The sequence below is a fragment of the Halorubellus sp. JP-L1 genome, from assembly GCF_011440375.1.
Classification (GTDB): domain Archaea; phylum Halobacteriota; class Halobacteria; order Halobacteriales; family Natrialbaceae; genus Halorubellus.
Genome location: NZ_JAAOIR010000003.1, coordinates 282,247 through 303,217, shown reverse-complemented (window position 1 = coordinate 303,217; position 20,971 = coordinate 282,247). Strand labels below are relative to the sequence as shown.

General features: G+C 65.6%; 16 protein-coding genes. 7 read left to right on the top strand and 9 right to left on the bottom strand.

The genetic code is table 11. From position 1 onward, the window contains the following. Positions 1 to 2 precede the first annotated feature (2 nt). Entirely contained in the window at positions 3 to 1,568 is a 1,566-nt protein-coding gene (locus G9C85_RS15155) for an AAA family ATPase (RefSeq protein WP_166041499.1), read from the bottom strand. Between the two features lie 329 nt (positions 1,569 to 1,897). Between G9C85_RS15155 and G9C85_RS15150 the strand changes: the two genes are divergently transcribed. From G9C85_RS15150 to G9C85_RS15125, 6 genes are all read left to right on the top strand, one after another. Then, the gene (locus tag G9C85_RS15150; protein ID WP_166041497.1) at positions 1,898 to 4,111 is read left to right on the top strand and encodes a VWA domain-containing protein; all 2,214 of its coding nucleotides are present in this window, start codon (positions 1,898 to 1,900) and stop codon (positions 4,109 to 4,111) included. After that, on the top strand, positions 4,108 to 5,925 hold the full coding sequence (locus G9C85_RS15145; RefSeq protein ID WP_166041495.1) for a HEAT repeat domain-containing protein: 1,818 nt from the start codon (positions 4,108 to 4,110) through the stop codon (positions 5,923 to 5,925). Before G9C85_RS15150 ends, G9C85_RS15145 begins: the two co-directional genes overlap by 4 nt. Then, positions 5,922 to 6,893: an ADP-ribosylglycohydrolase family protein gene (locus G9C85_RS15140; RefSeq protein WP_166041493.1), complete on the top strand. Its 972-nt coding sequence runs from the start codon at positions 5,922 to 5,924 to the stop codon at positions 6,891 to 6,893. The genes G9C85_RS15145 and G9C85_RS15140 overlap by 4 nt, the downstream gene beginning before the upstream one ends. 73 nt (positions 6,894 to 6,966) lie before the next feature. Next, on the top strand, positions 6,967 to 7,431 hold the full coding sequence (locus G9C85_RS15135) for a hypothetical protein (protein WP_205254380.1): 465 nt from the start codon (positions 6,967 to 6,969) through the stop codon (positions 7,429 to 7,431). Continuing rightward, positions 7,428 to 8,471 carry a hypothetical protein gene (locus G9C85_RS15130; protein ID WP_166041492.1) on the top strand — a complete coding sequence of 348 codons (1,044 nt, stop codon included), beginning with the start codon at positions 7,428 to 7,430 and terminating at the stop codon, positions 8,469 to 8,471. Before G9C85_RS15135 ends, G9C85_RS15130 begins: the two co-directional genes overlap by 4 nt. Positions 8,472 to 8,617: 146 nt before the next feature. Beyond that, on the top strand, positions 8,618 to 9,898 hold the full coding sequence (locus tag G9C85_RS15125) for a tyrosine-type recombinase/integrase (protein WP_369680831.1): 1,281 nt from the start codon (positions 8,618 to 8,620) through the stop codon (positions 9,896 to 9,898). 261 nt (positions 9,899 to 10,159) lie between these two features. On the opposite strand, the gene G9C85_RS15120 is transcribed toward G9C85_RS15125, so the two are convergent. The 4 genes from G9C85_RS15120 to G9C85_RS15105 all read right to left on the bottom strand — a co-directional run bounded on the left by G9C85_RS15120 (position 10,160) and on the right by G9C85_RS15105 (position 14,131). Beyond that, on the bottom strand, positions 10,160 to 10,870 hold the full coding sequence (locus tag G9C85_RS15120) for a helix-turn-helix domain-containing protein (RefSeq protein ID WP_166041490.1): 711 nt from the start codon (positions 10,868 to 10,870) through the stop codon (positions 10,160 to 10,162). A gap of 51 nt (positions 10,871 to 10,921) precedes the next feature. Further along, positions 10,922 to 12,049 carry a zinc-binding dehydrogenase gene (locus G9C85_RS15115; RefSeq protein WP_166041488.1) on the bottom strand — a complete coding sequence of 376 codons (1,128 nt, stop codon included), beginning with the start codon at positions 12,047 to 12,049 and terminating at the stop codon, positions 10,922 to 10,924. Continuing rightward, a complete protein-coding gene (locus tag G9C85_RS15110; protein ID WP_275690784.1) occupies positions 12,046 to 12,456 on the bottom strand; it encodes a nuclear transport factor 2 family protein in 411 nt (136 codons plus the stop codon). Before G9C85_RS15110 ends, G9C85_RS15115 begins: the two co-directional genes overlap by 4 nt. A 226-nt stretch (positions 12,457 to 12,682) precedes the next feature. After that, entirely contained in the window at positions 12,683 to 14,131 is a 1,449-nt protein-coding gene (locus tag G9C85_RS15105) for an aldehyde dehydrogenase (RefSeq protein ID WP_166041484.1), read from the bottom strand. 139 nt (positions 14,132 to 14,270) lie between these two features. On the opposite strand from G9C85_RS15105, the gene G9C85_RS15100 reads away from it, so the two are divergent. Continuing rightward, positions 14,271 to 15,389, top strand: a complete 1,119-nt coding sequence (locus tag G9C85_RS15100; protein WP_166041482.1) for a mandelate racemase/muconate lactonizing enzyme family protein — start codon at positions 14,271 to 14,273, stop codon at positions 15,387 to 15,389. A 2-nt stretch (positions 15,390 to 15,391) separates the two neighbouring features. On the opposite strand, the gene G9C85_RS15095 is transcribed toward G9C85_RS15100, so the two are convergent. From G9C85_RS15095 to G9C85_RS15080, 4 genes are all read right to left on the bottom strand, one after another. Beyond that, on the bottom strand, positions 15,392 to 16,870 hold the full coding sequence (locus G9C85_RS15095) for a CoA-acylating methylmalonate-semialdehyde dehydrogenase (protein ID WP_166041480.1): 1,479 nt from the start codon (positions 16,868 to 16,870) through the stop codon (positions 15,392 to 15,394). A gap of 177 nt (positions 16,871 to 17,047) precedes the next feature. Beyond that, entirely contained in the window at positions 17,048 to 19,120 is a 2,073-nt protein-coding gene (locus G9C85_RS15090; protein WP_166041478.1) for an ABC transporter ATP-binding protein, read from the bottom strand. Beyond that, complete coding sequence (locus G9C85_RS15085) at positions 19,117 to 20,001, bottom strand: ABC transporter permease (RefSeq protein WP_166041476.1); 885 nt, start codon at positions 19,999 to 20,001, stop codon at positions 19,117 to 19,119. Before G9C85_RS15085 ends, G9C85_RS15090 begins: the two co-directional genes overlap by 4 nt. Beyond that, complete coding sequence (locus tag G9C85_RS15080) at positions 20,002 to 20,958, bottom strand: ABC transporter permease (RefSeq protein WP_166041472.1); 957 nt, start codon at positions 20,956 to 20,958, stop codon at positions 20,002 to 20,004. Positions 20,959 to 20,971 lie beyond the last annotated feature (13 nt).

Below are 20,971 nucleotides of genomic sequence, written 5' to 3'. Positions count from 1 at the left end.
CTTCAGCAGAGGAGGAGGTAGAGCCAGTAGGGGAGTTCGACGATGCCGTCCTGTACGTCTTCGATGGGTTCGGGGCGACGGGAGGCGTCGCCGCGGAGGAGGAAGGCGACGGGGGCGTCGTACTCGGCTCTGAAGGCTTCGAGCGCGGTCAGGGCGTCTTCGCGGTCGCGAGGTTTGTAGGCGAGGCCAATCGGGACGGGGGTGTCGTCGATCTCGAAGACGTAGTCGACTTCGCCGTGGCGGGTCTGCCAGTACTCGACGCTCGGGGTGACGTCCTGTCCCTGGGCTGCGTTGATGCCGTAGGCGAAGCGCATGGTGTGGTCGAAGGCGGCGATCCTGGCGAGGTCGGCTTCGCGGTCGAAGTCGTCGCGCATCGTCGCCCAGTCGTCGCCGGTGAGTGCGTTCACGAGGCCGGTGTCGCGGAGGTAGAGGCGCACCGAGCGCGGGCGGCGGTTGTCGTACTCGGTGATGCCGGAGAGGAGGTAGAGTTCGTCGAGCGCGGGGAGGTAGCTGTCGGTGATGGTGCGGCGGTCGACGTCGAACAGCTCCACGAGGCCCTGGAACCGGATGGCGTCGCGGGCGCGGTTGCGTGCGGCGAGCGCGCAGAGACGTTCGAGGTCGTCGATGGTCTTGATGGTCTCGAACCCGGGGACTTCCTGGTAGAGGGCGTGGCGCGTCTCTTGGCGGAGGCGTTCGAAGTCGGCGTCGGTGACGTCGGTCTCGTCGGCCAGGTCGTCGTCGCGGTCGTACGCGACGATGCCGCCGGTCGCGAGGTAGCGGACGAGTTTCGAACGGACGAGTCGCGCCTGGTCCTCGACTTGCTCGTGTTTGGCGCGGAGTTCGTCAACGAGCGCGTCGACCGACTTGGAGTCGATGGCTGCGGGGAGGCTGTTCGGGCCGTCTCGGATCGAGGTGGGACTGACGCGTCGGTCTGGTTCTTCGAGTTCCGGTTGGATGGAGTAGAGGTAGTCCCGGAACTTCTCGGGGAGGATGGGCTGGGTGTCGTAGTCCTCTTTGGGGAGGCCGACGCGGTCGAGTTCGCGTTCGACCTGTAGGCTCGCGCTTGCGGTGACGGCGACGTGACGCGCGTCGTCGTCGGCGAGGAGCTGCTTGAGTGGGGTTCCCCAGCCGTTGATGGTGGGTTTGTTCTGGTGTTCGATGCGGTGGACGTCGTCGAGCAGGAGGAAGTGCGAGTCGGGTTCGTCTACGCGACCGAGAATCCGGGTTTCGTAGTGACGGACTGCTCGCGTGAGCTGGTCGTCGGAGTTGAGCTGATAGAGCGGGTCGGCGGCGAAGGGGAGGTAGCAGAACTGCTCGGGTGCGTAGCCGGCCTCGATCTGGTGGTGGACGAACTGGTGGAGGAGCGTGGTCTTGCCGGCGCCGCGGCGGCCGACGAGGCCGAGGACGCTCTGGTCCTCGAACTGGGTGTCGGGGTCGTCGGGGCGAACGAGATGATAGAAGTCGCTCTTCTGGCGGGCCGGCAGCGAGAACGCCGCGGTGCCGTCCTCCCACCACGGATTGTGGTCGTGGAGGGCCCGCAGGAGTGCGTCGTCGACGTCGTCGACCATCGTACTGTCGTGCTCTATGACCCTCACCACAATGGGTCTTTGGTCAGTATTCGCCCCGTCTCGGCGACGGTTCCCGCGACGTTATCCCTGTCGGCGCGACGATAGCAACCCCTCTGCGCCCGATAAAGACATCACGATGAGCTTTCTGGTCACAAAAACGTCCCTAAAATGTTCGTAGTCGTTAGAACTATACCATTGGGGAGCGTAGTATTGAGTGCGCTGTCCCAGCGACGACAGGGGGTCGTCGGCCCGAAAGGGGGGAACTGGGACTGGGACAGCGCGCCCGGCGGCGGCTCAGACCGCGCGCTTGCGGCTCACTACTACGATTCATGGATACTGCACTCACCGAACTCGACGGCGGGGACCGATGCGCGATTACGGTCACTGTACGCGACCACCAGACGCACGCGATCCGGGACCGGACCGTCCATCGCCTGACGGTGGAGACGACCGAAGGGGAGGTACTGCACCTGTTCGGCCGTCGTAACCCCGAGTCCGACCTCGCGGTCGAGACCGGACGCTCGTACGCGGTCGCGGACGTGCTCGCGAGCACGTCCCGGGACCCGCTCGCGGACGACGAGGCGTGGTGTCCGGACTGTTCGGGCACCATCAGGCCCGGTTGTCACGCTGACGTCGCGGACACCGCGATCTCGACCGCTGCACGCGACGGCGGCGCCACCGATGCGGGCGAAGTCACGGGTGCGTTTGGCGTCGTCGACGACCGAACCACGTTCTCGCTCATCCAGGAGGAGGCCGATGGAACAGACGCTGACGCGGTGGACGACTGGCAGCCGATGCGAGACGCGCGACCGCCGAGTCCGCCAGCGTACGTCTGCACCGACTGCGGCCGCGAGCTGTCCTCGTACGAGGTCCAGCGGCCGGCGGACGAGCGCGAACGGACCCGCAGCAGAACCGAGACCGAAGCCGTTGCGGACGCCGCCCCCACGGAGATCCTGAACTCCGCCGTTGATTCCGCGGCGGCCGCGCCGTCGGAGGAAACGCTCGGGATGGCGGCCGGCGGTGCGAAGGACGTGGGGAACTTCCGCGAGAACGTCGCCGAGGGGTACACGCCCCAGCCGGAGGCGATCAGCGACGAGGGCCTGTTCTACGACTACCACTTCGAGACCGGCGAGCGGGACGCAACCGACTCTGCGGCCGCGTTCTCGCCGCGGTACGCGACGGGCGCGAGCGAGCACCCCGTCTCCGGCGAGCGCGAGTATTTCGTCTCGGTCGGATTGGACTCGACGCTCTCGATGGCCGAGTTCGAGCGCCCGCGCCTGGACCTGGTCGCGGTGCTCGACGTCTCCGGGTCGATGGATAGTCCGTTCGACGCGTACTACTACGACGAACACGACCGCCGTCACGAGGTCGACGACGCGGGGACGAAGATGGAGGCCGCGGCGGACGCGCTCTGTGCGCTCACCGAACAGCTCGACGCCGACGACCGGCTCGGCGTCGTCCTCTACAACAGTCGCGCGCACCTCGCGAAGCCGCTCCGTGACGTCGGGAGCACGAACATGGACGCGATCCGACGGCACATCCGCGACGTCCAGGCCGGCGGCGGGACGAACCTCGAGGACGGCTTCGAGGCCGCCGTCGACCTCCTCCAGGACGCGCCCGCGGAAGCGAGCGTGGAGCGACGCGTCGTGTTCATGACGGACATGATGCCGAACACCGGCCGGACTGGCGAGGGCGCGCTCACCGAGCGCTTCGAGCGCGCCGCCGAGCACGGCATTCACACGACGTTCGTCGGGATGGGGCTCGACGAGAACGCCGAACTCGCCGACGCCCTCTCGGGCGTCCGTGGCGCGAACCACTACTTCGTCCACTCGACCGCGGAGTTCGAGCGTCGCCTCGGGGACGAGTTCGACTACATGGTGACGCCGCTCGTCTACGACCTCGCGCTCGACCTCGACGCCGGCGCCCACGACGTCGCCGCCGTCCACGGCGCCCCCGACGCCGACCCAGAAAGCGGCCGACTCCTCTCCGTCGGGACGCTGTTCCCGTCCGCGAAGACAGAGGGCGAGGCCCGCGGCGGCGTCGTCCTCGTCCGCCTCGACCCCGAGGATGCAACGACCCCGAACGCAACGCCCCAGAACGCAACGACCCCGAACGAGCGCGAGCGCGAGCCCCTCGCGCTCGAAGCGTCGTGGACCGAGCGCGACGGCACCGAGCACGCCGAACGCGTGACGATCACGCTCCCCGAGGAGACGCCGTGGTACGGTCACGACGGGGTCCGGAAGGCGGTCGGGCTCTCCCGGTACGCGCGCGAGCTCCGGACGTGGGCGCGAGACGTCCACCACGCCGACGACCGCGGCGTCGACGACTGGCTCGTCGCCGACCAAGGAGGCGAGCACGAACGCGAGTCCGTCTCGCTCCACGTCTCCTCGGCGCACGCCGCCCGCTTCGCGGAACTGGACTCGTACCTCGAACGCGAGCAGGCTGGGATCGGTGACGAGACGCTCCAGCAGGAACGCGACCTCCTCGCGACCCTCCAGGAGGCGGTCCCCGGCGCTCGCTCCGACCGTGGGGTGTCCGAATGACGTACGTGTTCGCGTTCGACCGCGACTGGACGGTCGACGTGAACCCGCACCCGCGTCACGAGGCGGTTCCGCTCGAGTGGGTGCGTTACCTCGCGCACGACACCGAGCACGCGGTGTACGCCATCGGGAACCAGGACCTCGCCGACGAGGCCGCCATCCCCGGCGGCGTCGACGTCGTCGGCCGGTACGACGACGACTGGGACGACTGGCTCGGTGACAAGCAACCCGACGGCCGCTACGAGCGCTTCCCGAAGCGCCGCGAGCGCCTCGCACTCATCGAGGACATCCACCCGGACGCCGAGGGGTACGTCGTCGTGGACGACCTCGACCTCGGCGACGTCGACGGCTGGCAGCACTACCACGCGTGGGAGTTCGTCCCCGCGCTCGAACGCGGCGAGTTCGACCGCGACCTCCCCTGGGTCGACGCACCGCGGGACGTCCGGACCGACGGCGGCACCGACGCTCCCGCTCGCATCGCGTCCCCGGACGCGGAGGTGCTCGCCCAGTGGCTGGACGCACGCGAGGACGACGCCCAGTTCGAACTGGCGTCACCCGAGTGCGAGAGCGGCACGACCCAGCTCCTCCACGACGTCTCGATCCGCGACCGATCGATGAACCGGCCCGCGGCGGCCCCAGCCATCGAGTGCGTGCCGGTCGCACCGACGATGGAGGCGTTCACGCTCCGCGTCGACGACGTGCGGTCGCTGACCGTCGCCGACCCGCCCCGCGAGCTGTACACCGCGAGCGCCCGGACGAAGCGAGAGAAGCTCCGTGGCCTCCGACGGCTCGCGACCGCTAGCCCGGAGGCCGTCCCGGTCGAGGAGGTGACCGTCCACCTCGACACTGCGAACACGCGCGCGGCTCGCCGGGACGCGCTCGTGGCGCTCCGCGAGGCCGCCGGCGTCCAGCCGGTGGCCTGCGAGGTCGCGGTGCCGGCCGTCCGGAGCGAACTCGCGCTCGACGATCCCGTGTCGGCGCGGGACGAATTGTTGATACTCGACCGCGTCGCCGAGGTCGCCCCGGAGAGCGTCGCGCCCTGTCTCGAGACCGTGGTCGAGTACCTCGACGGCGAAGACGACGCCGCCCGGGGTCGAGCTGCGAGCGTCGTCAGTCACGTCGCCGAAGCCGACGGCCGCGACATCGTCGACGCGGTACCGGCGCTCGTGGGGCTCGTCGGAGCCCGCGGGCGCGGGCTGGCGCACGCCGTCTACGCGCTCACGGCGGTGAGCAAGGTCGACCTAGACGCCCTCGCTCCACATCGCGAGACGCTCGCGGGCGCCCTTGCCGACGACGCACTCGAACCAGGCGTGCGGGCGAACGCGCTGTCGGCGCTCGGCCGACTCGTCGGCGACGACCCGAGCCGCGGCGTCGACCTCGTCGACGACGTCGCCGGGTTGCTCGACGCCGACCACGACATGCTCCGCAACAACGCCCTGGGGTTCCTCGGCGACGTCGCCAAGCACCACGGCGACGTCGTCGAACCGTACGTCGACGAGCTCGCTCGACTGGCCAGCGCCGACGACGACGTGACGCGCGTCAACGCCAGCGGCGCCATCGCGCGAGTTGCCGAGGACGACCCGGATGCGGCCGTCGGGAAGGTTCCGGTGTTCATCGACCGCCTCACCGACGAGAACCCGCTCGTCCGCCAGAACGCCTGCGAGGTCCTGGGGCACGCGGGAGCCTCGTTCGTCACGCCGCTACTCGAGACGCGTGCCAGAGAGGACGAGAACCCGGAGGTCCGGTCCCGCGCTGCCCGAGCGCTCGACCAGCTCGACGCCAACGACGCGGAACTCGAACCGGAGTCGTCCACATGACCAGCCCAGAACGCGACCGCGCCCGGGGCTGTCTGCGCGGACTCGCCTGCGGCGACGCGCTCGGCCGCCCGGTCGAGTTCAAGACCAGCGAGCAGATCGAGCGCTCGCACGGCACCGTGACGGAAATGCTCGCGTACGGCACGCACGGACGGCCCGCTGGCACGATCACGGACGACACGGACCTCGCGCTCTGCGTCGCGGAAAGCCTCGTCGCGTCTGACGGCTTCGACCCCGACGACGTCGCCGCGCGGTTCGTCGACTGGCTCGACGCTGGCCCGTTCGACATCGGGCTCATGACCCGCGACGCCATCGCGAAACTCCGCGACGGAACCTCCCCTGCGGACGCCGGCCAGATCGTCTGGGAGTCGCGACCAGAGGGCTCGAACGCGGGGAACGGGAGCGTGATGCGGTGTGCGCCGTACGCGATCGCGTTCCGGAACGACGCCGCCGAACTCGAGCGCGTAAGTCGGGCGTCCTCGGCGATCACGCACGCCGACCCGCGCTGCACGTGGGGCTGCGTCGTCCTCAACCACACCATCGGCGGCCTCCTTCGGAACGACCCCGACCCGCTCGGAGCCGCGCTCGACGCTTCGACCGACGCGCCGACAGCGCTCCTCTCGGCGATAGAGCGCGTCCACGACGCACTCGACTCCCCTGCGCACGCCGACGCACTCGAGCGCGACCTCGCCACGACCGGCTACGTCGTCGACACCCTCCAGACCGGCCTCTACTGTGGCCTCACTGCGGATTGCGCCGAAGACGCCATCGTCGACGCCGTGAACCGGGGCGGCGATACCGACACCGTCGGCGCCGTCACCGGCGCCATCGCCGGCGCCCGCCCGGACACGGACTCGCTCCCGGAGCGCTGGCTCGACGAGATCGACGAACGCGACCGCCTCGATTCACTCGCCGAAGCGCTTCTCGACGTCGGATTCGAGTCAGCTGACGGGGACGGTCGTCGAGAGTGACGGACTCGAATCCGACGCGATGGACCGGTTGGCTGCCCACAGGCTTATCAGACTTGTCGGTGTCGTGATGGCTATGCGCCGGTGGGTCACGTGCGGGAGCACGACGTTCGAGGCCATGGTCAATCCCCTCGCAGCCGCGTGCTCGGCGGGATTCGTCCCCGACGAGTACGTCGTCCTCTCGAACGACGAGATCGAGGGAACCGTCGGGCGAGCCGTGACACTCGCCGAGGCCATCGTCGACGAGTACGGTGGCTCTCTGGAGACGACGGTCGAGTCGCTCGACGCGGAGCGAGACTTCGAGGCGATCGTCTCGTACTTCCGCGAGCACGTCGGGACGACCGGTGACGTCGAGGTTGCGGTGGACGTCACGCCCGGGCGGAAGTTCATGTCCGCGATTGCGTTCCAGGCGGGGTTCCAGTACGACGCCGACCACGTCTTCTATCTGTTCCTCGACTCCGACGCGTACTACGGCCGCATTTACGACGACATCCCTGCCACGGCCGTCGACCTCATCGACTTCACGGAGGCCCTGCCGTGAATCTCACTCGCGACCACCTCACGGTCCTCCTCAACGCGTACTATGCGGACGACGACGTCCGCTCGATCACGGTCTCTCACCCGAGCGACGAGATCGGCGAACTCCTCCGGATCGACCTCGGCGACCATGACGACACGACGGTCCGGTTCACGACGGGCCCGCTCTCCTACGAGACGGCGCTCGAAGACGTCGAGCGCGCCCACGGGCCTGACGTCGCTGCCGACCTCCCGGACGAGGGACACTACGTGCGAGCGCTCGCCGGCGCTGGCCTCCTCCCGTTCGAGAACGCCAGCGACGTCGCCGAGCTCGTGGACCGCCACGGCTACCGCGACCTCGCCGCCGGACACCACCCCCTGTTCGTCGGGTTCGACACGAACCTGCTGCCGTGGTATCCGGAATCACTCCTCGCAATCGAGCCCTGGCGTCGCGACGACGCCGACCGCCCGCCGGTCGATGGGTTCGCGCTCGCGTCGGGCGTGAAGTCCGAACTCGACTTCCACTACCGGAACCCGGCCACCTCCCGGCTTCCAGCGGCGTTCGGCGCCGAGTACGAGCGCGTCGAGGGCCAACCCGTCAGCGACAACCGACAGGGCATCCTCGGCCTCTACGAGTACCGTCGCCTGATGGCCGAACGCCGCGTCGAAGAAGTCCGGAGCGACACCGGCGACGAAGCCATCGTCGACGCCTACGACGAATTCCGCGAGCGGAACCGACAGGAACTCCTCCTCTTCAGCAACGACCACGGCTTCGTCGACCGTGCACGAGACCGCGGCCTCCGCTCCTCGCACGTCAGCTTCCCCATCGACACCCCCCGGAAAACGACTGTCGGCTGGAGCGAGATCGAGCGAGCGCTATACCTACTGACCGTCGTGTTCGGCGTGCTCGAACTTCCGAAAGTCACCCTGTACGGCGTCTGGCCCGAGAAAGACGGCCAGGACTGGCAACGAGAACAACTGTACATCGACTCCCGAAGCCCGACCTATCGCGAAGGACTCGAACGCCGCACCGCAATCGTCAACGCATACGAGCAGTCCACCTGAGTGTTACCTGCACAGGAGTATCCCGAAAGCTGTTGACGTCAGTCCTGACCCACCGCACTGCCATCAGTTCTCAATGACTAAAACGGCACCTCACCAACCACAGGGACTCGATCACGCCTTCAAAACAGACACGAACCACACCAAACGTGTCTAGATGGAGCGCGAGGATCCATTCGCCACACACAGGTGGTAGAGGCACAGAGTCGCATGAATTGCGAGATGAATGCTTGGTTTCGCTTAGAATACAAAGATCAACCAGACACTGGTACCCCTACGCTGTAAGGGAAGCACGAAAGATGGAACGGCAACCTAATGGGCCTAACCCCGGCGGTGGCACGCTCGAAGACGCCATTCGCGCACGCCTCAAGCGCGTCGACTCCGGCAACTACGCACGCAACTCAAAATTCGTGCTCACAGACTTCGCCGAGTTCGTCCGCGATCGAGGCATCCGCGAACTCGAGAACGTCACCGAAACGGACTGCCGTCGTTACGCCCAGGACCTCGCTGACCGCGTCGACGCAGACGAACTCGCGGCCAGCAGTGCCAACACGTACTACAACATTGTCCGGGCATGGCTTGCGTGGTGTGTCCGCGACGCACGCATCCCCGAGAACCCAGCCGAGAAGCTACGCGCCACCGAGGAACTCCCCGAGGACCAGGGCGATAGCGACCGCCAGTATTGGAGTGCGGACGTCCGCGACCGATTGCTCGCGCATATGGACAAGGTCGTCGACGAGGCGAACGAAGCCAATGACCGCCGTGCCCAGCTGGAGGCGCACCGAAATCGGGCGCTCGTCTACATGCTCGCGTACAGCGGAGCCCGTGGTGCAGAGATCGTGCGTGACCCTGACGATGACGACCGCAACGGAATCTGTTGGAGTGACGTCGACGTCGATGCTGGCGTCGTGGGCGTCCTCGGAAAGACGCGCGAACGACAGGAGGTGTCGATACTCGAGCCCGCACGGACGCGCCTGGAGCGCTACAAGCGACTGCTGGACCCGCCGGAATCGTGGCCGGTCTTCATGACCTTCCACCCGCCGAACCTCTACTCACACGTGCGCGAGGCGGCTGATGGGGATCTGGACACTGCACTCGAGACGGAGGGACCGTTGACGGTCATGCGCGACCAGGGTATTGGTCCACGCGCGATCTCCGTGCAGGCGACGCGGAATCTGATGCAGAAGCACTGCAAGACCGCCGGCATCGACATCGACGGCGAGTACCTGAAGCCCCACGGCGGCCGTCGCGGCCTCGGCCACGAACTCTACGCCGAACAGGCGGAACTCGCCCAGGAGATGCTCTGCCACCAGAACATCGGCACCACCCACGAAAGCTACCGCGAGGTACGAGCGGCCGAGCGAAAAGAGGCCGCCGAAGGGGCACTCTTCGATAATTCAGGGTCTTCAGAGGACTCATCGCCGCCCTAATGCCCGGGCTTTCTCCTCGATTTTCGGTGACTCAACGACTTGCCCGTCGCTCGAATTGTCTCACCTGGACAGCACCCGCTGTTCGATACCATCACTCTTCAAATTATTAATCCTAACTGTCAATTAGGGGGTTATCCTGAATTGGAGACGTAGAATGCGGCTGTTCGCTCGGACGTACTCCAAGGATACCCTGGAACTGAGTCCGGCCAGAATGGGAATGAGAGATGGATTCGCCAGTTCCAGGCGGGGAGTGCGTGTCGGTCACTCGGTGTTCTGCGCGGAGATGTTCACGTACTGGATGAAGAACTCCATGATGCTCTTCTCGGCCTTCCGGAGGTGCTGTGACGCCGTCGTCTTGGCAATCCCGAGGTCGTCCGCGATCTCTTGGAGCGTACTCCCGCGGGGGATGTCGAAGTACCCGGCTTCCAGTGCCTTATTGAGGACCTTACGACGTCGGGGCGTGATGGTTTCGAACAGCTCGCTCCACTCGGTGACGCTCGGCGTCGTCTGTCGCTGGAACTCCGAGGAGACGTACTCGATCTTTACCTGCCCGAACCGTTCGAGGAGGTCGACGGCCACCGACAGGTCTTCTCGGCTTGTCAATAGGAGGTCGAAGCTCTCGGCTCCATTACGTAACTCTCCGAACCCGCCGAGTGGGATGAATCCCTCGTGGAGCAGCACCTGTAGTGGCGTGTACTCGAAGTGTTGACTGCGGATGAACAGGGTCGCAGAGAGTCGTTCGACGCCGCCAATGGAGTACTTTTCGAGGACGTCGATGGACGTCGTCGACTCGTGACTGCGGATGGTCTCGATGACGTCGTCGTAGTCGTCCTCCGCGACTTCGAGCGCAAGCAGCCCGAAGTACCGGCGGTCGCGGAACGTCGAGGCGAGGAACTCCCCGGAGACGTCGTACTCGACCAGACTGCTCGTCCAGTCGTTCTCGTACTGGACGCTGAGTTTGGCAGTTAACATGAATACCCCTACCGAGATGCCCCGACCAAATCAATCATGCGGGAGTACTGGTCACGTCGGGGGAACAAGTGTCGCTCTGGTCACGTCGCGGCGTTCCGAGGCTTCGAGAGCGTCCTCGATGTCTTCGAGCGGGAACGACGCGTCGATGAGTTGGTCGTAGGGGTAGTCGTCGACGGTGGCGGCGAGGAATTCGAGTGCGTCGTGGAGTACCCACGGGTCGTATTCGACGGCGGTCGTGATGTCGATGGACTTCCGTGTGAGTCGGCCCGGGTCGAAGTCGACCTCGTGACCTGGTCTGACGTTCCCCATCTCCAGGTAGCGCCCGCCTTTGCGGAGTAGCTCGATGCCTTCGACGAACGCCTCGGGGACGCCTGCGACTTCGATGCCGACGTCGGCGCCGGCGCCGTCCGTGATTTCTTCGACGCGTTCTTTGCGGGCGTCGACGGTGTCGAGCTCGCGGAAGTCGATGACGTGATCGGCACCGAACGCCTCGGCCTGGTCGAGGCGTTCGTCGACGCCGTCGATGACGATGGTCTCCGCGCCGAACTCGTTGGCGACGACCGTCGCGTTGAGGCCGAGGCCGCCGGCGCCCTGGACGACGACGGTATCGTTGTAGTTGACGCCTACCTCCTGGATGCCGAAGAGGACCTGCGAGAGCGCGCAGTTCGCGGCCGCGGTGACGTTGAGGTGGTCTTCGAGCGCCTCGGGGACCTTGTAGAAGTGGTTGTCCGGGTAGATGTAGTAGTGGGTGCCCCAGGGCGCGTGGAAGTGCGGCCAGATGTCTGGGGATTTCCCAGTATGTTCGTAGTCGTTGTCGCACGCGTAGAACTCGCCGCGCCGACAGAAGTCGCAAGCCTGGCACGTCTGGAAGTACACCGGTGCGACGAGGTCGCCTTCACTCACTGGGTTGCCGGCGCTGTCGGTCTCGACGGCGTCGCCGAGGTCGCTGATCCGGCAGAGCGCCTCGTGGCCGAGCACGCAGTCCTTGAGGGGGTGGTCGCCCTTCCAGACGTGGAGTTCGGACCCGCAGACGTTCGACCGAACGACCTCCGTCACGACGGCGTGTGGGTCGGGGTCGGGAACGGGATACTCCCGGAATTCGATATCCCTCGGGCCGTTGAGGTAGACGAGCTGCCCTGTCTCGCGATCGGAGCCGGCCGCGTCAGGGTCGCCGTTCATTCTGCCTCTGCGCGGACGTTCGGGACGTCCTCGGGGACCTCGTCGACGTAGCCACGGTAGTCGAGGTACGCGCGGAACGCGACGATCTTGTCGTCTTCGTTGAACTCCATGACGTCACAGAGCGGGACCCCGTTGGCTTCGCGGCCGACGGTGGTCTCGCCGTCGAGGTAGCCCTCGCAGATGACGGTGTTGCCATCCTGGTGGAAGTTCGTCATGTGGTGTTCGCCGCCGGTGAAGAACTCCGAGTTGTCCTCGTAGAACTGCCGGATGTCCGCCCGTCCGCGGACGACACCCGCTCGCGAGGAGTGTACGACGGGGTCGTCGCCGTACAGTTCCATCACGTCGTCGGTCCCTGCGTCCGCGCTATCCATCAGTTCGAAGTATCGTCTAGCGACTTGAACGCTCATCTGCCAAGGGCTATGCGGAGGTTTCGCATACGCTTTGAGGTGAACATGGTTCCTCCTTTTTACGGACACCGTTTGGAATGACCCGGTCGACGGGAGAGAAAAGTCGGAGGCGGCGGCGCCCGACCGGATGGAACAGGGCCGCTATGGCGTGCTGATGGCGAAAAAGGGTACGTCGGAGTACTATCAGCGGAGACGGGATGTTCGGAGACCTGTCGACGCAGTGGAGCTACTTCGGCGTGATGTCGGCGCAGACGTTCTTGACCTGCGTGTACGAGTCGATGGCCGCGAGACCCTTCTCGCGCCCGAACCCGCTCTCCTTGAATCCCCCGAACGGCGTCTCCTCGCCGCCGGCGAACCACTCGTTGATGTACACCTGGCCAGCGAGTACGTCGCGAGCGAAGCGATGCGCGCGCCCCATGTTCTGAGTGTGGATGCCAGCGACGAGCCCGTAGTCGACGCCGTTCGCGAGGTCCATCGCCTCTTCTTCGGTGCTGAACTCGATGACGGAGAGGACCGGGCCGAAGATTTCCTCCTGGGCGATGCGCATGTCGTTGTCGACGCCCGTGAACACCGTCGGCTCGACGAAGTAGCCGTCGCGGTCGAGTGCTTCGCCACCGACGAGCGGCTCGCCCGCCTCCTCGCGGCCAATTTCGAGATAGTCGGTGACCTTCTCGAAGTGTTCTTCAGAGACGAGCGGCCCCATGTCGGGGTCAACCTCGCCGCTATCGACGTCCATCTCCTCGATGCGGTCGGTGAGGACGTCGAGGAACTCTTCCTTGACATCCTCGTGGATGATGAGTCGGGACCCGGCCGAGCAGACCTGGCCGGCGTTCGCGAAGATGCCCGTCATCGTGCTGTCGACCGCGCTGTCGATGTCGGCGTCCGGCCAGACGACGTTCGGGCTCTTCCCGCCGAGTTCCAGGTGGACGTTTGTGACGTTCTCGATCGCGGTCTTCCCGACTTCAATGCCCGTCGGGACGGACCCCGTGAAGCTCACGCCGTCGATGTCGGGATGTGCAGAGAGCGGCGCGCCCGCTTCCGCGCCGAACCCGGGGACGACGTTGAGGACGCCGTCGGGGATGCCGACCTCGGTCGCGAGCCGACCGATCTCGACGGCCGTCAGCGGCGTCTGCTCGGCGGGTTTGACGACGGCGGTGTTCCCCGTCGCCAGCGCGGGCGCGACGCTCCGACCGAAGATGTTCGTCGGGAGGTTCCACGGGATTATCTGTGCGGTCACGCCGAGCGGCTCGCGGACGGTGTAGTCGACGTACTCGTCCGTCAGCGGAATCGAGTCGCCGTGTACCTTGTCCGCGGCGCCCGCGTAGTACTCGAAGTAGCGTGCGCAAGTCTCGACGTCGGCGCGGGCGTGCGACAGCGGCTTGCCGTTGTCCCGCGTCTCGAGCAGAGCGAGGCTCTCCTGTTGGGCGCGAATCTCGTCGGCGAGTTCGTTGAGGAGACGCCCACGCTCCTGGGGTGGGGTGGACGACCAGTCGTCGAAGGCGTCCTTCGCGGCGGCGACAGCCTGGTTGACATCGGCTTCACGTGCGCGGGCGACGGACGCGAATGGCTTCCCGGTGGCGGGGTTCAGCGTCTCGAACCGCTCGTCGGCCGCTGCGGTGACGGACTCTCCGTCGATGACGAGGTCGTACGTACTCAGTTCTGACTGGTGTTCCATGGACAGGGAGAGTGACGCCACAGGTAATCCTGTTCTGCTGAACATGTCCACTCGTACAAACCCGGCTCCCGGGACTGCACGCGATAGGACATGTGCAGGTGAATGCTTAACACATCGCGCCCTGCACGTTCTCGTACGCATGGAGATAACTGACGTCAACCAGTATCACCTTCGCTACGACATGCCGGACAGTTTCCATCCGGCGTGGAAGCCGGGATTCGAGCAGTCTGAACACGAGGTCCTCCTGTTCGAACTCGAGACCGACGCCGGCATCTCGGGCGTCACGACGGCCTCCGGGTTCGCGGGCCGGATGGACTACCTCGAGCTCGCCGAGATGTTCCTGGTGGGCGAAGACCCACGTGAAATCGAATCGCTCGTCGAGAAGCTGGACCCGCTCAACCTCTGGGGGCCGCGCCCGTGGCACTTCGAGGTCGCACTCTGGGACATCGTCGGCAAAGACGCCGGGAAACCGATCTACGAACTGCTCGGCGGGAGCGCCGACCCTATCCCCGCGTACGCGTCGACCGGCGAACGCCAGGGCCCCGAGGAACGCCTCGAGTACGTCCACGACCGCGTCGACGAGGGATTCGAGGCGGTGAAGCTCCGCTGTCACGGCGACGACCCGGCCCCGGACCTCGAGGTCGCGCGACGTATCCGCGAGGCGTATCCGGCCCTGACGCTGATGATGGACGCCAACATGGGCTGGAGCGTCCCGATGGTGGACGTCGAACCGTGGTCGTTCAAGGACGCGCTTTCGGTCGCACGCGAACTCGAGGACATCGGGAATATCGGGTGGCTCGAAGAACCCCTCGACCGCCGTAACTACGAGGGACTCGCTCGCCTCCGCGAGAAGACCGACATTCCGATCGCGGGCGGCGAGTTCAACAACGGCGTCCACCACTTCAGAGAGTTCATCAAGCAGGGGTCGCTCGACGTCCTGCAACCGGACGCAGTGCTGGCGACGGGTATCAGTGGCGGAACGAAGGTCGCCGCGATGGCCGACACGCACGGCTTGGATTTCGCACCGCATACGTGGAACGACGGCCTCGGGTTCGTCGCGAACCTCCACATGCTCGCCGCGACTGACGCGTCTTGGTGCGAGTACCCCATCGACCAGCCCGGCTGGACGCCCGAATCGCGGGACTTCCTGCTGGAGGAACCGGTCGTTGCCGAGGACGGCGCTGTCGCCCCGCCGGACGGCCCCGGGCTCGGCGTCGACCTCGACTGGGATCTGATCGAGGAACTCGACGAGTCCTGACGCTAGGACTGGTCGGGCCACCGCTCGATGTAGCTCATCTTGTCGGTGTAGAAGTTGACCATGTCCTGGCCCTGCGCGTGCAGGTCGCCGAAGAACGAGTCCTTCCGGCCGCCGAACGAGAAGTACGCCATCGGGGCGGCGGTCCCGAGGTTGACGCCGAGGTTCCCGGCCTCGACCTCGTGCTTGAAGCGGTTGGCCTTGTGGCCGCTGTCCGTGAACAGGCTCGCGGCGTTCCCGAACTCGCTCCGGTTCACGACGTCCACGGCCTCGTCGAAGTCCGCGACGCGAACGAGACCCATGATGGGGCCGAAGTGTTCCTCGCGAGCGATCGTCATGTCGGGCGTGACCTCGCCGAACAGGGTCGGCCCGATGAACGTCCCGTCGTAGTCGTCGACGGTGACCTCGCGGCCGTCGACGAGCAGTTCCGCGCCTTCTTCGACGCCGGACTCGATGTACCCGCGGACGGTCTCCAGGTGATCGTCGCTGATGATAGCGCCGATGTCGACCCCGTCGTCCAGCCCGTAGCCGACGGTCTGCTCGCGGGTCTTCGCCTCTAGCGCGTCGGCGAACTCGTCGTAGACGCTTTCCTCGATGACCATCACGTCGTTCGAGAGACAGCGCTCGCCGGCGCACGCACACGCCGACGTCACGGTCTTCTCCGCAGCGTAGTCGATGTCGGCGCTCTCGGTGACGATGATGTGGTTCTTCGCGCCACCCTGGGCCTGCACGCGCTTGCCGTGTTCGGCGGCCGTCTCGTAGATGTGGCGCGCAATCGGCGTGCTCCCGACGAACGAGACGCCCTCGATGCCGTCGTGTTCGAGCATCGCGTTGACGGTGTCGGGGCCGCCGTGGACGAGCTGGACGACGCCGTCCGGGAACCCGGCTTCGTCGACGAGTTCGTAGATGCGCTGGGTGACGAGCGGGTCCTGCTCGCTGGGCTTCAGGATGAAGCTGTTCCCGGTGGCGACGGCGTGGGGCAGGAACCACAACGAGATCATCACGGGGAAGTTGAACGGCGTGATGCCGACGAACGTCCCGAGCGGCTCGCGGACGGCCGTCTCGTCGATGTTCGGGGCGGCGTGCGGGAGGTTCCCGGCTTGCATCATCGTCGGGATGCCACAGGCCGTCTCGACGTTCTGGATGCCCCGGCGGATCTCGCCGCGCGCCTCGGCGCGCGTCTTGCCGTGTTCCATCACGAGCAGCTCCGTGAGCTCCTCGATGTTCTCGTCGAGCAATTGCTTCAGGCGGAACAGCGGCTGGACACGCTCCTCGACGGCGGTCGACCGCCAACTCTCGAAGGCCTCGTTGCTCGCCGCCACCGCAGCGTCGAGGTCGTCCCTTCTACTATACCGGAGATACGCCAGTTCCTCCCTTGTAGCCGGGTTGACGACCGGTTGTCCCTCCGCGCTCGACGGCGTCTGCCACGCACCGTCTACGTAGTTCTGTACCTCGCTGTTCTCGCCTAGTGTCTTAGGTATCACTCGTAGGAAGAACAGGCGCGCGTAATCGTATAAAGATTTGGAATGCTGTATAATGGCTGGTTTTTTCTATCGTGTTTGGAGCAGCACGCGAGTATTATTGGACGCTCGTCCGATAGACCGGCAGGTCGTCGCAGGTGCGAATCGCACGTCGTTCGGCGGCGAAAGTGGGGCGGCGCCCTACGCCTCGTCGAGGTCGGCGTCGAGCGGGTCGCTCATCTCCTCCTCGCTGAGGTGACAACTCACGCAGTGACCGCCGTCCATGTCTTCGAGCTCGGGGTCGTCGGTCTCGCACACCTCGCCGATCTTCTGCGGACAGCGCGTGTTGAACGAGCACCCACTCGGCGGGTTCCGCGCGTTCGGCACGTCGCCCTCGAGTCGAACGCGAGACTTCTCCTCGTACGGGTCGAGCGTCGGAATGCTCGAGAGCAACGCACGCGTGTACGGATGGTACGGCGGCTTGAATATCTGCTCGGTCGACCCCGATTCGATGATTTCACCGAGGTACATCACCGCCACGCGGTCGCAGATCGCCTCGATGACGCTCAGGTCGTGACTGATGAGCAGATACGACGTCCCGTACTCCTCACAGAGGTCCTCGAGCAGATTGAGGATGCTCGCCTGCACGCTGACGTCCAGCGACGACACCGGTTCGTCCAGCACGATCAGCTCCGGGTCGGCAGCGAACGCACGCGCGATCGCCACGCGCTGCTGTTGCCCGCCGGAGAGCTCGTGGGGCTTCTTGTCGACGATGTCGCTCCCGAGGTTCACCTGCGTAAGCAGTTCCTCCGAGCGAGCCCGGCGCTCCTCGGCCGACTTGTCGGTGAACAGCTTGAGTGGTCGTTCCAGTATCTGCAGGACCGTCCGGTTGGGGTTCAGACTCGCTTCGGGATCCTGGAAGATGATCTGGCACGCCGACCGGAACTCGTTGAGTTCCTGCTTCGAGAGCGAATCGATGTCCTTCCCCTCGTACTCGATGCGGCCGTTCGTCACCTCGTGGAGCTTCAATATCGTGCGGCCGAGCGTGCTCTTCCCGCAGCCACTCTCGCCGACCAGTCCAACGGCTTCGCTCTCGTGGACGTCGAGCGACACGCCGTTGACGGCTTTGACCGGATCGTGGTCGCCGAAGAGGTTCTTGACGAAGCCCCCTTCGTCGTAGTACTTGCTGAGGTCGTCGATCTGGAGTATCGGCTCGCCGCGAGAACGCTTCGACGCCGTCTTCTCAGGCACGTCGATCGGATTGTCCAGGACATCCTGCCAGTGGAGACACCGAGATTCGTGCTCGCGTTCGGCGTCCACGGTTTCCATCCCGATCTTGCCCGACCGACAGGAATCGGTCGCGAACTCGCATCGGTCGGCGAAGATACACCCGTCCGGGACCGCGTCCAGTTCGGGAATTCGACCCGGAATCGGCTTCACTTCCTTGTCCTTGCCTATCTCTGGCGTCGTCGCCAGCAACGCCTGCGTGTATGGGTTCGCGGGCGACCGAAACACCTCCTCGACCGGGCCCTTCTCGACCATCTCGCCCGCGTAGAGGATGTTCACGCGGTCTGCGATCTCCGAGATGACGCCCAGGTTGTGCGTGATCAGGAGGATGCCAGCGTCGTATTCGGCCTTGAGGTCCTCGACGAGGTCGAGAAACTTCGCTTGTGTCGTCACGTCCAGACCGGTCGTCGGCTCGTCGAGGATGAGCAGGTCCGGGTTACACGAGAGGCCGATCGCCAGTAGCGCCCGCTGTTGTTGGCCGCCCGAGAGCTCGTGTGGGTACCGATCGGCGATGCCCTCGGGGTTCGGCAGATTCACCTGCTCCAGTACCTCGTGGACGCGACGCGTACCCTCCTCGTCGCTCTCGACATCCTGGTGGAGCTCAATGGTCTCGCGGATCTGCGCGCCAATGGTCATGCTCGGGTTCAGCGACCGCGCAGGGTTCTGCGCGACGTGCGCGATCCGCTTCCCTCGAATCGAGCGCAGTTCGCGCTTCGACGCCGAGAGCAGGTCAGTGTCCTCGAACGTGATCGAGCCGTCGTCGACCCACCCGTTCCCATCGAGGTATCGGACGATAGCGAGCGCGAGCGTACTCTTCCCGCTCCCGCTCTCACCGGCCAGCCCGACTGTCTCGCCTTTCTCGACGGCGAGTGACACGTCGCGGAGCGCGTGAATGATACCGTCAGTGACCTCGAACTTCACGTCGAGGGAGTCGACACTGAGGAGCGTTTCCTGCTCGTTGCGTCGGGTCGGAGTCTCCATACTCATGAGTGATCACCCGTTTCGCGCGGGTCGAGGACGTCACGCAAGCCGTCGCCGATGAGGTTCGTCGACATCACAGTCAGTAACAGCGCAACGCTGGGCCAGATGAGGAACCACGGCGTCTGATAGATGTGGTCTCGTGCCGTCGAGATCATGAACCCCCAGTCCGGGTTCGGCGGTCCAGCACCGAGACCGAGGAAGGACAGCGACGTCCCGATCATGATCGCGTACCCGACGCGCACCGACCCCTCGACGACGATGGGGCTGGTGACGTTCGGGAGGATCTCCCGGAAGAGGATGTACGGACTCGATTCGCCGCGCGCCTTCGCGGCCATGACGTACTCCTCTTCGCTGACCGAGAGCGTCGCCGAGCGCGTCACGCGAGCGATGCGTGGCGCGTATACGACGCCGATGGCCATCACGACGTTCAGGATGTTCGAGGGGAGGACGACGAGGATGAGCAGGCCGAGCAAGAGCGTCGGCACGCTCATGATGATGTCCATGCTCCGCATCAGGACCTCGTCGACCCGACCCTTCGCGTATCCAGCAGTCAGCCCGATCGGGACGCCCAAGACGAGCGCGAGCGCCGTCGCGCCGAATCCGAGCAGGAGGCTGGTTCGACCGCCGAGGATAACTCGCGACAGCAGGTCGCGGCCGAGATGGTCGGTTCCGAGGAGGAACTTCCCGCCGGGACCCGCGTACCGGTCGGCCACGTGCGTCTGCGTCGGGTCGTACGGGGTGATGATATCCCCGAGGATGGCGACGGCGACGATCGGGAGCAGGATCGACAGTCCGACGAGGATACGGCGGTTCTCCAGGAGTGCCTCGACTATCGGCGGGAGTTCGAACCCGCTCGAGTCGGTTGTGCTAGAGGTATCCGTCGCCATCTATTCGTCCCCCAGACTGATGCGTGGGTCGAGCATTGTGTATATCACGTCCGCGGCGAAGTTCGCGAAGATGAACGCGATCGTCGGCACGAGGATTCCGGCCTGGATGACCGGCAGGTCCCGGTTGTCGATCGCTTGCACGATGAGTTCGCCCATGCCCGGGAACGCGAAGATCTGTTCGATGATCACGACGCTCCCCATCATCCATCCGAAGTTCAACGCGAGTACGGTGACGGTCGGCAACAGTCCGTTCCGGAGGCCGTGCTTGAAGAGGACGTTCCGTTCGGCGACGCCCTTGAGTCGCGCCGTCCGGATGTAGTCCGATTCGAGCGTCTCCACCATCGACGACCGCGTCTGCCGCAGGATGTACGCGAGGATGATGGTGTTCATCGCGATCGCTGGCAAGAGGAGGTGATGGAGCCACGGTATCATCCCTTCGCTGATCGGGACGAACCCGCCCTTGGGGAACAGCTCCAATGGTGGCGTCGTCAGGAACAACAACAGCAACGTCGCGCTGACGAACGACGGGATGCTCAGTCCGACGTACGACCCGCTGGTTACCACGTGGTCGACGATGGTGTCACGCTCCGACGCGGCGAGGATGCCGAGCGGGATTGCGACGACGACCGAGATGAGCATCGCGACGGCGGCGAGCTGGAGCGTCCGCAGGAGCCGCGGCCACACCATCTCCATGACGGGTTGCCCGGAGATGAGGCTCTCTCCGAAGTCCCCGGTCATGACGCCACCGACGAAGTCGACGTACTGGACTGGGAGCGGCCGGTCCAGTCCGAGTTCCTCGTTGACTTGTTGTATCGATTGCTCGGTTGCTTCCGTCCCGAGCACGATGTTCGCGGCGCTCCCGGGAAGGAGGGTCGTGATGCCGAAGACGACGGACACGACGATGAACACCGAGAGGAGCGCGATTGCCGTTCGCTTCACCAGGTAGAGGTAGTTCATAACGGGTCTTGCT